At 38.2% G+C, this 14,570-nt stretch carries 15 protein-coding genes and 1 pseudogene; 8 read left to right on the top strand and 8 right to left on the bottom strand.

Features of this window, described 5'->3' with window-relative positions; genetic code table 11:
• Positions 1 to 75 precede the first annotated feature (75 nt).
• A complete protein-coding gene (ampD, locus tag G0028_RS00390) occupies positions 76 to 663 on the bottom strand; it encodes a 1,6-anhydro-N-acetylmuramyl-L-alanine amidase AmpD (protein ID WP_180047934.1) in 588 nt (195 codons plus the stop codon).
• A 181-nt stretch (positions 664 to 844) separates the two neighbouring features.
• Here ampD and nadC point away from each other — a divergent pair, with 181 nt between their 5' ends.
• Positions 845 to 1,690 carry a carboxylating nicotinate-nucleotide diphosphorylase gene (gene nadC, locus G0028_RS00385; protein ID WP_180047936.1) on the top strand — a complete coding sequence of 282 codons (846 nt, stop codon included), beginning with the start codon at positions 845 to 847 and terminating at the stop codon, positions 1,688 to 1,690.
• A 154-nt stretch (positions 1,691 to 1,844) separates the two neighbouring features.
• Positions 1,845 to 3,722: an LTA synthase family protein gene (locus G0028_RS00380; protein WP_180047938.1), complete on the top strand. Its 1,878-nt coding sequence runs from the start codon at positions 1,845 to 1,847 to the stop codon at positions 3,720 to 3,722.
• Between the two features lie 13 nt (positions 3,723 to 3,735).
• Here the strand turns inward: G0028_RS00380 and G0028_RS00375 are convergent, their stop codons facing one another.
• Both G0028_RS00375 and tnpA read right to left on the bottom strand, forming a co-directional pair.
• Positions 3,736 to 3,879 (bottom strand): hypothetical protein, encoded by a 144-nt coding sequence (locus G0028_RS00375; protein ID WP_180047940.1) that lies wholly within the window; start codon positions 3,877 to 3,879, stop codon positions 3,736 to 3,738.
• Between the two features lie 272 nt (positions 3,880 to 4,151).
• A pseudogene (tnpA, locus tag G0028_RS00370) lies at positions 4,152 to 4,435 on the bottom strand (IS200/IS605 family transposase); the annotation flags it as partial.
• A gap of 68 nt (positions 4,436 to 4,503) precedes the next feature.
• On the opposite strand from tnpA, the gene G0028_RS00365 reads away from it, so the two are divergent.
• Positions 4,504 to 5,562: an RNA-guided endonuclease InsQ/TnpB family protein gene (locus tag G0028_RS00365; protein ID WP_194088740.1), complete on the top strand. Its 1,059-nt coding sequence runs from the start codon at positions 4,504 to 4,506 to the stop codon at positions 5,560 to 5,562.
• A gap of 94 nt (positions 5,563 to 5,656) precedes the next feature.
• Entirely contained in the window at positions 5,657 to 6,358 is a 702-nt protein-coding gene (locus G0028_RS00360; protein ID WP_194088739.1) for an IS1 family transposase, read from the top strand.
• Between the two features lie 98 nt (positions 6,359 to 6,456).
• Here G0028_RS00360 and rph read toward each other — a convergent pair whose 3' ends face one another.
• From rph to G0028_RS00345, 3 genes are all read right to left on the bottom strand, one after another.
• Positions 6,457 to 7,173: a ribonuclease PH gene (gene rph, locus G0028_RS00355; RefSeq protein WP_174494107.1), complete on the bottom strand. Its 717-nt coding sequence runs from the start codon at positions 7,171 to 7,173 to the stop codon at positions 6,457 to 6,459.
• A gap of 318 nt (positions 7,174 to 7,491) precedes the next feature.
• Positions 7,492 to 8,631 (bottom strand): fatty acid desaturase family protein, encoded by a 1,140-nt coding sequence (locus tag G0028_RS00350; RefSeq protein ID WP_218946379.1) that lies wholly within the window; start codon positions 8,629 to 8,631, stop codon positions 7,492 to 7,494.
• Positions 8,632 to 8,766: 135 nt separating this feature from the next.
• Entirely contained in the window at positions 8,767 to 9,804 is a 1,038-nt protein-coding gene (locus tag G0028_RS00345; RefSeq protein ID WP_227554756.1) for a flavin reductase family protein, read from the bottom strand.
• Between the two features lie 173 nt (positions 9,805 to 9,977).
• On the opposite strand from G0028_RS00345, the gene G0028_RS00340 reads away from it, so the two are divergent.
• The gene (locus G0028_RS00340; RefSeq protein ID WP_111860235.1) at positions 9,978 to 10,634 is read left to right on the top strand and encodes a TetR family transcriptional regulator; all 657 of its coding nucleotides are present in this window, start codon (positions 9,978 to 9,980) and stop codon (positions 10,632 to 10,634) included.
• A gap of 69 nt (positions 10,635 to 10,703) precedes the next feature.
• On the opposite strand, the gene G0028_RS00335 is transcribed toward G0028_RS00340, so the two are convergent.
• Positions 10,704 to 11,312 (bottom strand): thiol:disulfide interchange protein DsbA/DsbL, encoded by a 609-nt coding sequence (locus tag G0028_RS00335; RefSeq protein ID WP_180047695.1) that lies wholly within the window; start codon positions 11,310 to 11,312, stop codon positions 10,704 to 10,706.
• A gap of 183 nt (positions 11,313 to 11,495) precedes the next feature.
• Here G0028_RS00335 and ubiG point away from each other — a divergent pair, with 183 nt between their 5' ends.
• Genes ubiG through G0028_RS00320 form a run of 3 tightly spaced genes read left to right on the top strand, consistent with a single transcriptional unit; the run spans position 11,496 to position 13,683 of the window.
• Positions 11,496 to 12,212, top strand: coding sequence for a bifunctional 2-polyprenyl-6-hydroxyphenol methylase/3-demethylubiquinol 3-O-methyltransferase UbiG (gene ubiG / locus G0028_RS00330; protein WP_180047697.1), 717 nt, complete (start codon positions 11,496 to 11,498; stop codon positions 12,210 to 12,212).
• The gene (locus G0028_RS00325) at positions 12,209 to 12,892 is read left to right on the top strand and encodes an HAD family hydrolase (protein ID WP_130075464.1); all 684 of its coding nucleotides are present in this window, start codon (positions 12,209 to 12,211) and stop codon (positions 12,890 to 12,892) included. The genes ubiG and G0028_RS00325 overlap by 4 nt, the downstream gene beginning before the upstream one ends.
• A gap of 44 nt (positions 12,893 to 12,936) precedes the next feature.
• Positions 12,937 to 13,683, top strand: a complete 747-nt coding sequence (locus G0028_RS00320; RefSeq protein ID WP_180047700.1) for a YciK family oxidoreductase — start codon at positions 12,937 to 12,939, stop codon at positions 13,681 to 13,683.
• 41 nt (positions 13,684 to 13,724) lie between these two features.
• On the opposite strand, the gene G0028_RS00315 is transcribed toward G0028_RS00320, so the two are convergent.
• Positions 13,725 to 14,558 (bottom strand): metallophosphoesterase family protein, encoded by an 834-nt coding sequence (locus G0028_RS00315; protein WP_180047702.1) that lies wholly within the window; start codon positions 14,556 to 14,558, stop codon positions 13,725 to 13,727.
• Positions 14,559 to 14,570 lie beyond the last annotated feature (12 nt).

Below are 14,570 nucleotides of genomic sequence, written 5' to 3'. Positions count from 1 at the left end.
TCCTAGCTAATCCCCACAAGGAGAACTAGCGGATTGCAGCCTTATATCCCCGCCCTAAAAGGCGAGGTTTCACGGCTATACGGATAAATAATGATTACTTTTGCTTATATGTAGCAATGCTCTAAACTCATTCCATTGAAAATGCGGGCCAGGATCTGTTTTACGATGTGGTGCGATATCTGAATGCCCAGCTAAATGCTGATCTGTTTTAGGATAAACTTTTTGTAAAGTCGCAACCACTTGCGCCAATGTTTGATATTGAATATCTTCAAAATCTAAATCATCACTCCCTTCGAGCTCAATGCCAATTGAATAATCATTGCATTCTACTTTACCCAAGTAACTTGAACGTCCTGCATGCCAAGCACGGTCTTTAAAATTGACAAATTGCAGTACTTCACCTGTTCTTAAAATCAGTAAATGTGCTGAAACTTGCATCCCTTCAATGCTTTGAAAATAGGGATGTACTGACCAATCCAATTGATTTTGAAAAAATTGTTCAATATAACCTCCACCAAATTGCGAAGGTGGCAAGCTGATATTATGAATCACGATCAGCTGAATTTCAGTATTTTCAGGACGTTGATTATAGTTTGGTGACGGTACTTGTCGTGCACCAATCAATTGACCATCTTTAACTTGGAATGGTGAACCCGATTGCATGTAGATTTCCTAAAAGCAGTATTTTTTGCTGTCATTTTCTTGTATTGCATTCAAAGTAGACCATCAACACAAGCTAAACTGAGTGTACTCTGTTCTGCGTTAAATGAAAAACTTCTTCAATATTACAACCACAATGCTAATATATCGCTCAAATTTTAGGGTGAACCGAAAGGGAATTTCCATGAGCATTTCGCAAGCACTGCTTGAACAATCCATACAAATCAATATTCAACAAGCACTACAAGAAGATATTGGCGAAGGTGATATTACTGCCCTACTCACGCCCGAAGATGAACAAGCAACAGCGACGATCATTACCCGTGAAGACATGATTTTAGCAGGTCAGCCTTGGGTCAATGCCTTGATTCAAGCTTATGATCCAAATGTACAGATCACATGGTTGAAAAATGATGGTGACATGGTCAAAGCCAATGAAACCATTTATAAACTTGCAGGTTCTGCACGTAGTTTACTCACTATAGAACGCCCTGCTTTAAACTTCATCCAAACCTTATCGGCTGTAGCGACCAAAACTGCAGATTATGTCAAACAACTCGAAGGGTTGAACACCAAATTACTGGATACACGTAAAACCTTACCAGGCTTACGTATTGCACAAAAATATGCGGTTGCAATGGGTGGTGGTCAAAACCATCGTTTAGGTTTATTTGATGCCTTTTTAATTAAAGAAAATCACATCATGGCAGCAGGAGGCATTGCACAAGCGATTGCTAAAGCACATCAAATTGCACCCAATAAACCTGTGGAAGTGGAAGTAGAAACATGGGATGAACTTAATCAAGCCCTTGAAGCCAAAGCAGATATTGTGATGTTAGATAATTTTAGCCAACAGCAAATGATTGATGCAGTCAAACATGTTGCAGGACGCTGTAAATTAGAAGCATCGGGTAATATTACCATTGATAATTTACGTGAAGTGGCAAGTACAGGCGTTGATTATATTTCTATGGGTGTACTGACCAAAGACGTCAAAGCCGTTGACTTATCGATGCGTTTTAATGCTTAACTGATTTGAATATCATGTATTTCTCCTTGGGCTTATCTCACCAAGGGGAAATAATGATTGCATTTTGATTACAATTTAATCTAATTAAAACTTTGAAAACCCTCTTGAGCGGCTTATAATTGCCATCCTCCTAAAATCAAACTTCTCTCTGCAAATGAAGACTTTAAGACAACAAGTACTTTTTCTACTTGTGGCTTTTGTATCAGTATTGGCTTTTTTTCTGTATCAAGAAAATATTCAACATTTCTTGAATTTACCTGAAGCTTATCGAAAATTACGTCTATTTAAATATGGCTTTTCTGTACTGTTAAATTATGCCCTGATTAGTTTGATTTATTTGATATTCAGACGTACTTTTGCCACGATTCTGGTCAGCCAAGTGTTGATCTTTGTCTTAACCTTTATCAATATTAAAAAAGAGCAATATCTATCTGCAAGTTTGATTCCAAGCGATTTTTTATTGCTCAAAGAAACGCTCATTGCAGCACCAATGTTACTCAAATTTGTATTTTTTGCAGGACTGCTTGTCTGTATTGCACTGATAGTATGGTTATATAAAAAAGAACGCGCCGAAAAAAATATCTTACTTTGGACGAATGCAGTATTATCCCTATCAATTTTAGGCTTCTTCGTTACTGCTAATTTTCAAAATAATTTTAGTCAAACCTGTTCAGGTGACAATAAGCCAAGCTTATGTAAATACAATATTTATTTACCAAATACTCACAGTGATTGGGTTGGCGATCATATGAATATTCGCCAACTCGGTTTTAGCGCATTTTTCTTTTCTAAAACAGTCGATGGCATTAAAGCCAAAATTTCGAATACTGCAAATATTCCTGAAACGAAAATTCAGAGTTTACTCACTGCTCCCGCTACAACGCTAGATGTAGACAATCAGCCGAGTTCAGCGACAGACAAAGTATTACCCAATATTATTTTTGTCATGAGCGAGTCACATTGGGATGCAACCAAGCTTGATTCCAGTATTCCTAAAAATATTACCCCAACCATTGCAAAAAATCAGGTGAGTCAATTGTTATCACCGAGCTTTGGTGGTGGCACTGCCAACGTTGAATTCGAAGTATTGACCAGTTTAAATACCTATTTAAACCAGAACCAATTGGCTTATGTGGCAAAATTAAAACGCCCGACCTATTCATTACCTATGTATTTAAATAGTTTGGGCTATAACACGACTGCCATGCACAACAATGGTAAATATTTTTATAATCGTAGCAGTGTCTATCAAAATCTGGGGTTTAACCAATTTACCTCGATTGAAAATATGGTCAGCGCTGCTCAACGCAGTCAATATATCAACAAAGCAGGTTGGGCAAATGATGATTTGATTTATAACAGCATTCAACAACAGCTCAGACAACAGGATCAGCCACAATTTATCTATGCCATCAGTGTCGAAAATCATCCAATGTATAATGATGACCGTTTTGGCGCGGATAATTTTAAAATCACCAAAAAAGGCATTAGTGATCGATCAAAACGTGCGCTAAATACCTATTTATCAGGTATGCAACGTGCCGATCAGCATTTAAAAGCTTTACTTGATTCGGTCAAACAGTTACAACGTCCAACCATTGTCATTTTCTTTGGCGATCATTTACCTAATTTACAAAACGTCTATGATGAATATGGTTTTTGGGGGTCTGAACAAGCCAAAACTGAAAAAAACGATGTTCGTTTTTATGAAACACCTTTGGCAATTTGGAGTAATTTCCCAATAGACAAAAAACAATGGGCTGAACCTTTTATTCCTGCGCACTTTCTCGCACCCCGTGTGTTAGAGGCTGCTCATGTCCCACTGTCGCCGTATTATCAATTTATTCAAAAAGTGAATCATTGCTATACCGCGATTCATAAAACAGGGAATCACAGCAATCAAAATTGTGAAGGCAATGCAGCACAATTATTGAATGATTACAAAGCTTTGAATCTTGATGTTTTAGATGGGAAAAACTTTAGTTATCAGTTGATGCATCCGAGTTTGGCAGCAAATCAAGCGGCTTTATAACATTATGTTGACATTAAACTTCTGAATCCTGTTCTATAGATTGAGAAGTTTTTTGATATTTTTGTACTGAAATCTGTTCAACTTCTTGTGTTGAACGTGGTGCTGTGGTCATTAAAAGAAAGGTCGTCACCATCAATCCGATAATCAATAAATTCATATTCCCTCTCGTCATCGTTTCTAAAGGCAAGCATTGTAAAAATAAAGCATGCTGATTTTTTTAAAGATGACGTTACACAAGCCCTATTTTTATCTGAATAGCCGTAAAACCTCGCCCTTCAGGGCGGGGATTAAGGCTGCAATCCGCTAGTTCTCCTTGTGGGGATTAGCTAAGATTGCTAATGCGGTGTCTTTTAAGTGTCAGTGACACTCATGCTGAATGTATTGTTTAATAATCCCAATTGGTGCACCGCCACATGATGCAGCGAAGTAACTAGGTGACCACAGAGCTTCCCCATAGCTTGTTTTTAATTTCGGGGGGTGGTTCGTAAAATTCGACTGGAAGCACCCTTTAAACTATTCACTAAGCTATAAATTGCTATTTTTGGCGGATAATTGACAAGTAAATGAACATAATCATGTTCACCATCAAATTCCACCAACTCAGCTTCAAAGTCTAAGCAGACACGTTCAAATACTTCACGCATCGTTCCGAGCATCGCTTTAGTAAAAAAATCTCTACGATATTTAGCCACAAAGACTAAATGTACTTGCATATTAAAAATACAATGGCGACCTGTTCTAATTTCTTGACTAGTACTCATACGCCAAATATATTTTAAGTATGAAGACACTTAAATTACGCATAAAAGATAAGCATTGCAAGATGCTAGACCACCTAGCGTTAGAGGTAAACTTTGTTTGGAATTATGTCAATGATTTGTGTTTTAAACACTTGCAAAGAAAACAACAATTCTTTTCAGCATACGATATTGCAAAATATACAAAAGGTGCATCCAAGGAATGTAACTTGCACAGCCAAACCATACAGGCAGTTGCAGAAGAATTAGTGACAAGACGCAAGCAATTCAAGAAAGCAAAATTAAAATGGCGTGTTAGCAATAAGAAATCAGCTAGACGCTCTTTAGGATGGATACCATTCAAGAAAGTAGCAATCAAATATGCTGATGGCTATGTTCAATATGGTAAGCATCAATTCAAACTATGGGATAGTTACGAACTCAGCAAATACAATGTTAAAACAGGTTCGTTTGTCGAGGATAGTCGTGGGCATTGGTATGTTTGCCTTGTGGTTGATTCAATTAAAACTGAGAAAACCACCGCTAAAACCTCAATTGGCATAGATTTAGGTTTAAAAGATTTAGTGACTTGTTCAGATGGCGTAAAATTGAAAGCGCCTAAAATCTATCGGCAATATGAACAAAAACTTGGCATTGCACAACGTGCAAAAAATAAGAAACGTGTTAAAGCGATTCACGCCAAGATCAAAAATATTCGTCAAAACATACTGCATCAATTCAGCCATAAATTGGTGAATGAACATGCAGCAATCTTTGTTGGCAATGTGAATGCCAAAGCATTAGCACAAACTAGATTGGCTAAATCAGTACTAGATGCAAGTTGGACAACACTAAGAACCATGCTCAAGTATAAATGCGAGAACGCAGGTGTATGGTATGAAGAAGTCAATGAAGCGTATACCACCCAAACGTGTTCGTGCTGTGGCTCACGCTTCAGTAGTCCGAAAGGTAGAGCAGGCTTAGGAATAAGAGAATGGCAGTGTTGTGAGTGTGGTAGCTCATGGGATCGGGATATAAATGCCGCACTGAATATTCTTGCGCTCGGACATGAGCGTCTCGCAGGAGGAATCTCCGTCCTTTAGGTCGGGGGAGGATGTCAAATGGAGAAATGTAAAGGGTAGTGTTTCAAAAAGTATGCTGAAAGAAAGACAGGTAAGAATTTGATACTATAGGGAAATGCAAATAACTCTACAAATCAAATGTCCTACCTGCCTGAGTGACAGTATAAAGAAAAATGGCATAAAACTATATGGTAAGCAAAATTACCAATGCAAAATATGCAAACGTCAATTTATCGGTGATCATGCACTGAGTTACCAAGGTTGTCACTTTGGTATCAAAAGTAAAATACTACATCTGATGGTACGAGGCAGTGGTGTTAGAGACATTGCCAAAGTTGAGCGAGTGAGTATTGGTAAGGTTTTACGTACGCTCAGCCAATCAAACTATCAACTTCAAGCACGGCAAACTCATTATGAAACCATTGAAGTAGATGAGTTTTGGACTTTTGTCGGTAATAAGCAAAATAAAGAATGGTTGATTTACGCCTATCACCGAGAAACAGGTGAAATCGTTGCTTATGTATGGGGTAAACGAGATTTAACCACAGCAAAACGACTTAAATTAAAATTAAAGCAGCTAGGTGTGAGCTATACCCGTATATCAAGTGACGATTGGGATAGCTTTGTTACGACCTTTAAAAAATGTAAACAGTTGATAGGTAAGTTTTTCACTGTAGGTATTGAGGGCAATAATTGTCGCTTACGCCATCGGATTAGACGAGGGTTTAGGAGGAGTTGTAACTTCTCAAAAAATCTGGACAATCATTTCAAAGCCTTTGATTTAGTGTTCTTTTATATTAACAATGGATTCGTTTAATGGCAGCATACTTTTTGAAACACCACCATGTAAAGCAGTCAATATAGGGGAAATAAAAAAACGCATCCGAAGATGCGTTCATTTTCAAGCGAATTAAATTACCAACCTAATGCTTCTTGTTGTTTTTTCACAAGTTCTGCAATGCCTTTTTCAGCCATTTCGAGCATGGCATTTGATTGCGCACGGGTAAATGGTTTTTCTTCTGCAGTACCTTGAATCTCAATGAATTCGCCAGATTGTGTCATCACTACATTTAAGTCAGTTTGGCAGTTTGAATCTTCTTCATAGCAAAGATCAAGTAATACTTCATCTTTATAGATTCCCACTGAAATTGCAGCAACTAAACCTTTTAATGGGTCTTGTTTAATTTTTTTCTTTTCAAGCAATACATTCATTGCATCGATCAATGCAACCGCAGCACCTGTAATCGATGCTGTACGTGTACCGCCATCTGCTTGGATTACATCGCAGTCGATTGTGATTGTGTTTTCACCGAGTTTTTTCAAATCGACCATTGCACGTAGGCTACGACCAATCAAACGTTGGATTTCCTGAGTACGACCTGATTGTTTACCACGCGCTGCTTCACGGTCACTACGGGTATGTGTCGAGCGTGGCAACATGCCGTATTCTGCAGTGACCCAACCTTGACCTTGACCTTTGAGGAAACGTGGTACTGAGTTGTCAATACTTGCAGTACAAAGCACTTTGGTATGACCAAATTCAACCAATACAGAACCTTCCGCATAACGTGTGTAATTACGGGTAATTTTAACGTCACGTAATTGGTCTAATGCACGTTGGTCAAGACGCATAGTAAATCCTTAGTTTGCTCGAAAATAATGCGAGATAGTATAACAGATGATAAGGTGATGGTTTTGTTACAAGTTGAGTTTTTAGGTTTGGTTTATAAAAATGCAATTTGTCTAAATTTTTTGGTTTTGGATCTATGATTGGAAAACCATCATAAACTAGACATTTTTATTGGTGAGAATATAGACACTTTAAATGGTGAGTAACACACACTTACATTAATATTTTATTTCAATAACTTAAATACAATTAAAAAGCCTAGATTATTCAAACTAGGCTTTTTCATGATTAATAGCGTTTCACAATTTTTATTAGCAAAACTAAGCAAAAATCCCCTTCACTTTTGCAAAAGACTGCGTAATTTTAGCCGTCATATTATTTGGCAAAGAACACTTCGCTAAACGAACCCAGACACTCCAAAACTGCTGAAAGAAATTGGCTTCATTGTAGTTAATGCCATATTCAGCACATAAGGCTTTAATCTTTGGGGCAACTTCCGCATAACGGTTAGCAGGCATATCAGGGAATAAATGATGCTCAATCTGATGGCTCAAATTACCACTCAGAATATGCAACCAATCTGTCCCCGTAAAATTACTCGAACCACGAATCTGACGTAAATACCACTCAGCACGGGTTTCATTTTCAGTATTATCGGGCTCAAAAGTTTCAGCATCTTCAGTGAAATGACCATTAAAAATCACAGCCGAAGACCATAAACTACGGATCACATTGGCAATCGCATTACCCGCTAAAACAGGCAAAGCATTTGGACCTGCAATCACAGGAAAAAATACATAATCTTTTAAAATTTGACGGCGGGCTTTTTTACGGAACTTGGTCGCATCTGCCCACACTTGTTTCCAAGTTTTAGTTTTATAGACCAATGCATCTTCTAAATGTAGATTTTGCACACCCACATACCACTCAAAAAACACCATAAGCTGAATTGCTAAAGGAATATTCAATAAGAAACGAGGCTCCCATTTTTGCGACTCACTCACACGTAGCAAACCATAGCCCACATCATGGTCTTTACCGACAATATTGGTATAAGTGTGATGCACATAATTATGCGTATATTTCCAGTCATCACCTGAAGCAATAGTGTCCCAATCATAATTGGCACCATTCAAACTTGGATCATTAAGCCAGTCGAATTGTCCATGCATCACATTATGACCCAGTTCCATATTTTCCACGATTTTGGAAATGCCGAGTAAACCTGTACCCACCACCCATACAGGTGGAATCCAGCCGCCAAACATCAACATGCCACGTGATGCAATCTCGCTATAACGGACAAAATTACGGATTTTATAAATATATTGGGTATCCGACTCTCCTAAGCTGTCCATCACCTCGCGACGGATTTCATCGACACGGCGACCAAATGCTGCTGTGTGTTCAGCATTTAAATGCTTTGATTTACTGTTTAAAAAATTCACTGATATATTCATTGTTTTACTCCTCAGCGCTTCATTTTTTAGAAGCCTGTGCTGAATTTTGGCCACAACGTCCCCTGTCTTAATGGATGAGACAAAGATCGTGTTTAAATAAAAATTTGGAAAATAGCTTTTAAAATTAACTCTGACTTAAAGATTGATCACCACAGGACTCACTGCTTGGCTAATACATAGTTTGATTTGTGTATTGGCAGTATGATCAATTTCACCTGTCAGCATATTTTTGGTTGAACCACTGACTTTGGTACATGTACAGGTATTACACATGCCCATACGGCAACCATGTGTCGGTTTTAAACCTGCTTGCTCAGCACTTTCAAGCAAGTTAGTTTTGGCAACAAATTCCTGCTGTGAGCGTAAAAAAGTTACAGGTTGCTGATTCAGGCTCTCATCTGCAACTACCTGAAAATATTCTTGTTTAAGCTGATGCTGAATATTCAACTCACGATATATTTGCTGAATACTTTGCATCATTGCATTTGCACCACAGGCATACGTTTGACGTTGCTGAAAGTCTGTCACATGTTCATTTAGCAAGGCTAAAGTTAAACGCTGCTGAGTTTTTAATGTATTGAAATATAAGTAATTCAACTGTGAATGCTGCACGGCAAGTTGCTGTAAGTCAGCATGAAAAGCTTCATCTCGACTAAAATACAACACAGTAATTTTGCGCTGTGACTGTTTTAAAGCGGCATTGAGCAATGCATAAATCGCACTGATCCCACTTCCCGATGCAACCAACAAAAGCGGCATGCTGTTTTGATCAAGAATAAATTCTCCTTGTGGTTGTGAAAGCTCTATGATGCTCCCAAATGTTAACTCGCTCAAAGCTTTAGACACTTTACCCTGACGCTTCACCGCCAAAACAAGGTCACCATTCGCCAATGTTTTCACAATGGAATAATGCCGTTGCTGCCGTACCCCTTCAATCAACACAGTGACTAAAACACTTTGCCCTGCTTTTAAATGTTGATTCTTAAAATTACGGTTAGGACGTAATTCAATTTGGAAAAAATCTGTGCTTAAACTGCGTATTTTGACCACAGATGCTTTGACTTTTTTCCATGCCCATAAGGGATTGATCTTGGCTGCGACAAAATCAACAAAATCCTCACGGATCCATTCAGGTTGATATGACATCGTTTGTATGGTTACAGATTTACTCATGTTGCGTTCCTCTTTATGCTGGCTATTTATTGAGTGAACATGCGTTCTTTTAGTGAACAGTCGTAAACTATACTTATTTTTAAATTCAGTCAACACCTGTGCACTGACATTCGTCGTTTAATTTGTAGGTTTATTTGTTAAACTCTTGCCATCACAAAATTTAAGGTCACACAATGTCAATACGGGATGAACGTAAACAGCAAAGTCGTCAGGCTTTACTTGATGCTGCACTCACACTCAGCACATCAGGTCGTTCATTTTCAAGTATCAGTTTGCGAGAAGTTGCGCGTGAAGTGGGTTTAGTGCCTACTGCCTTTTACCGACATTTCCAAGATATGGAAGAACTCGGTAAAGAGTTGGTCGATCAAGTTTCCTTATATTTAAAAAATGTCTTGCATCAACTCGGACATGGTCTCGCCTTGCCTGAAGCCAAAACCCAGACCACCATGGATTCATTTTTTAAAGCCGTTGAACAAAATCCACAGCAATGGATTTTTATGATTGCAGAACGTTGGGGCGGTTCAGAAACGGTGCGCCGTGCCATTGATCGAGAAATTCGTTATTTAAATGATGATCTCAGTAATGATCTAAAAAAATTACAAATTTTTGAACATTTTCAAAATGAAAATGATTTATATGTGTTGACCAGTTTATTGATTAACTCTGCTTTTACTTGGGCAATGTCATGGCTCAGTTTAAGCCGCCAGTATTCTGGGCAAGAATTAGAATTGCAAAAAATAATATATAAAAAACAATCTGTGACCCAAATCCGTTTTATTTTTAGAGGCATTTTAAATTGGGAAACACCCAAAATGGATCCTTTAGATTAATGCCACAATATTGAAGAAACAAAAAAACCCGCAATTTGCGGGTTTTTAATTCATCACACCATCAGATGCTTATTTACGTTCTTTATTGATTAAGTAATCAACTACTTGAGTGACTTTACCATCTTCACCTTGCACCACGTATTTACCATTTACAACCACCGCAGGTACACCACTGAGCTGATATTGTTGCGCCAATTTATTGGCTTGCGCAATTTTTGCAGTGATCGCAAATGAGTTATATGTACTGTTAAATTTCGCCTCAGGAATGCCATATTTTACAAAGAATTTTGCAAATTGATCTTTTTGTAAAATTTGCTGACCTGTACCATTGGCATGGAATAAAGGTAAATGCGTACGTTTGCGTACACCCAAAGCCTCAGAAACAAAATATGCACGTGCACCTTGTTCCCAAAGTGGATTCATTGATGCAGGGGTACGGATAAAGTTCACATCTTTTGGAATTTTTTTGAGCCAAGCTTGCATATGTGGCTCTAATTTAAAGCAGTGTGGGCAACCATACCAAAAGAATTCACGTACTTCAATTTTGCCAGGAACCTCAACTTTACCTGGGTTTTGCACCACAGTGTAGTCTTTTCCTGCAACAAAATTTGCTGCCATAGTATTTGCAGAAAATGCCATGAGCATTGCAGTTGCGCTACCCAAAAGTAATTTTTTCATTCAGTTTTTGTCCTCTAATATCATCTTGTCTAGCTTATGTACTAACTATAAAACAAATATGGGAAAATCGTTTTCCTTCTGTGAAGTTTTTTACACGATTCATCGCTTTTTTCAGAATTATGGGTACACTAGCATAGTTAAACTTAATTTTTGATTAAAACAAATGACCCAGAGGTGGCTCCCATGTCGCAACTCAATGTTGATCCACAAGAAATTGTAAAATTCGAAGCACTTGCAGCCTTATGGTGGGATCAGCACTCAGAGTTCCGCCCATTACACCAAATTAATCCACTCCGTTTAAACTGGATTGATGAACATTCGGGTGGTCTAACAGGTAAAAAAATTCTTGATGTCGGTTGTGGCGGGGGGATCTTGGCTGAAAGCATGGCACGCCGTGGTGCCGATGTACTTGGTATCGATATGGGTGCAGCGCCGCTCAATGTCGCGCGTCTGCATGCAGAACAAGAAAATGTACACAATATTGAATATCGTCAAGTGCCTGTAGAGCAACTTGCTGAAGAACAAGCAGGTCAATATGACATCGTGACCTGTATGGAAATGCTTGAGCATGTACCTGATCCTGCATCGATCATTCAAGCGTGTCAAAAACTGGTAAAACCAAATGGTCATGTGTTTTTTTCGACCATTAACCGTAATCCAAAATCTTATTTATTTGCCATTGTGGGTGCTGAATACGTCTTACGTTTACTCAAACGTGGCACACATGATTACCACAAATTCATTAAACCTTCTGAGCTTGCACATGACATCCGTAGTGCAGGATTAAAACTCAAAGACATGACAGGTTTACATTACAACCCATTGACCAAGCATTATTGGTTAGCACCAAATGTTGATGTCAACTATATGGTATATACAATCAATGAGTCTGCACAATGAAAGCAGTACTCTTTGACCTCGATGGTACTTTGATTGATACCGCTGCTGATTTCATTCGCATTATTCAAAATATGTGCCGTGAAAAAGGCTGTGCGGTTGTCGATGCCGCATTGATCCGCACACAAGTGTCTGAGGGGGCACGTGCGATGGTGAAATTGGTTTATCCCGAACTAGAAGTGGATGATCCTGTATTTTTAGCCCATCGCCAACGCTTTTTAGACATTTATGGTGCAGACATTGCTGTTGATACCGATCTTTTTGCAGGCATGTATCCCCTTCTAGAAGATTTAGAAAAGCATCATATTCCATGGGGCATTGTGACCAATAAACCACGCTGGCTCAGTGAAGCATTACTTAAAGCACTCAATTTAACAGAACGCTGCGCCGTTTTGGTCTGCCCTGAGGATGTTCAAAATACTAAACCTGATCCAGAGCCGATGTATTTAGCAGCAAAGCACTTGAAGATTGATGAAAAACAGATTATTTATGTAGGTGATCATCCACGCGATATTGATGCTGGTCGCAATGCCAAGATGTATACCATTTTAGCAGCCTATGGCTATTTACCTTTACAATATAAAGATGACTTAAATGCATGGCATGCTGACTGTATCGTCAATGATGTGACAACGCTTCATCAGGTGGTTAATCGCTTGGTTCAGATCGAAAAGAGCACTTAAACAGCAAAGTATAATGACATCATAACAATTAAAGGAGGTCTCCCATGAAATATTCTGAATATCAACCTCGTCCTGACTTACTGAAGGATAAAATCATCCTAATTACAGGTGCAGGAGATGGTATTGGACGTGCAGCAGCACTCAGCTATGCACTACACGGTGCTACCGTGGTTTTACATGGTCGTACACTCAATAAACTTGAAGTCATTTATGATGAAATTGAATCTTTAGGTGCACCGCAACCTGCTATTTTACCGCTTCAATTATCGACAGCCTCACCACGAGACTATGAGCTTTTGGTACAAACCTTAGAACAACAGTTTGGTCGTTTAGATGGCATTTTACATAACGCAGGGATTTTAGGTGAACGTGTTGAATTAGCACATTATCCTGAAGAAGTGTGGGACGATGTCATGGCGGTAAATTTACGTGCACCTTTTGTCCTTACACAAGAATTAATGCCACTTTTACAAAAGTCTGAACACGCTTCTGTGGTTTTTGCCAGTTCAGGTGTAGGACGTGAGGCACGTGCTGAATGGGGTGCTTATTCGGTATCTAAAATTGCAATTGAAGCGGTAAGCCAAATTTTTGCAAAAGAACGAACTTATCCAAATATTCGTTTTAACTGTATTAATCCAGGCGGTACACGTACTGCAATGCGTGCTAAAGCTTACCCAGCAGAAGACCCAAAAACTTTGCCTACGCCTGAAAATATTATACCTGCCTATTTATATTTAATGGGTGAAGACAGCTTACACATGAATGGTGAAAGTATTGATGCTCAGGACTAACCATTAACAGCGCTATTGTTCAATACCAATACCCTCCTGTTTTAAATTAGAGGGTATTTTTTATTCAACAAAATAAAGACTTTACTATCTGCATTTAAAATCTGTGTATTATTTTTTAATGTCACAGTCTGCGAAGTATTCCAATGTGAATGCCCACAAAACAATAGATTATCCGCATATCTTTCAAGGATTTTCGTCAACTGTGGTTCACCTAAAAAAGCATATTCTTCAAGATGCGGTGACAAATGCGTTAATACGATATCGGGTTGCTGTTTTAAGAATTTTTCCAAGCTATTTAAATAAACATGTGCTTCTTGTCTAAAGTTTTTATCTGTTCGTCCAATGATGCCACTAAGTCCTGCAATGTTTAATCCATTCATTTTTACAACATCATTTTCTAAAAAGTGTACATTCTCAATCTTCTTGAGTTGGTTTAAATTTATGCCAAAGTCATCATGATTGCCAGCTATGCCAATTACTTGCTCAAAATATTGTGCAAATGTCTGCCACACTTGGATTGGATTACCGCTACTGCCTCTTTTTTCTAAATTAGCGTACAAATCACCACACAAAAAAGCCCACGATTTTTTAATGCTAAATCCTGTCAAATACATCTCATAAATTATTGGCAAACTTTCAGCTAAAACTTCACCAAGTAATATGCTCGAGGTTTGATCAAACTGACAGACTCCTTGTAAATCTGAACTCACTACAATTGAATCAATATTCTCTGCTAATCCTTCGATTTCACCAATATAAATAGGTAGTTGAAATTTTTGCGCTATCAAATCACCATGCGGTATGGTTAAATAATCTATATATTCAATAGGATGCTCATTAATCTTTAGAATTTTTAATACTGTACCTATTTTCATTTATACCTACTG

Source organism: Acinetobacter piscicola, assembly GCF_015218165.1.
Taxonomy (GTDB): Bacteria; Pseudomonadota; Gammaproteobacteria; order Pseudomonadales; family Moraxellaceae; genus Acinetobacter; species Acinetobacter piscicola_A.
The sequence above is the reverse complement of the archived record's forward strand: the minus strand, read 5'-3'. Positions and strand labels throughout refer to the sequence as shown.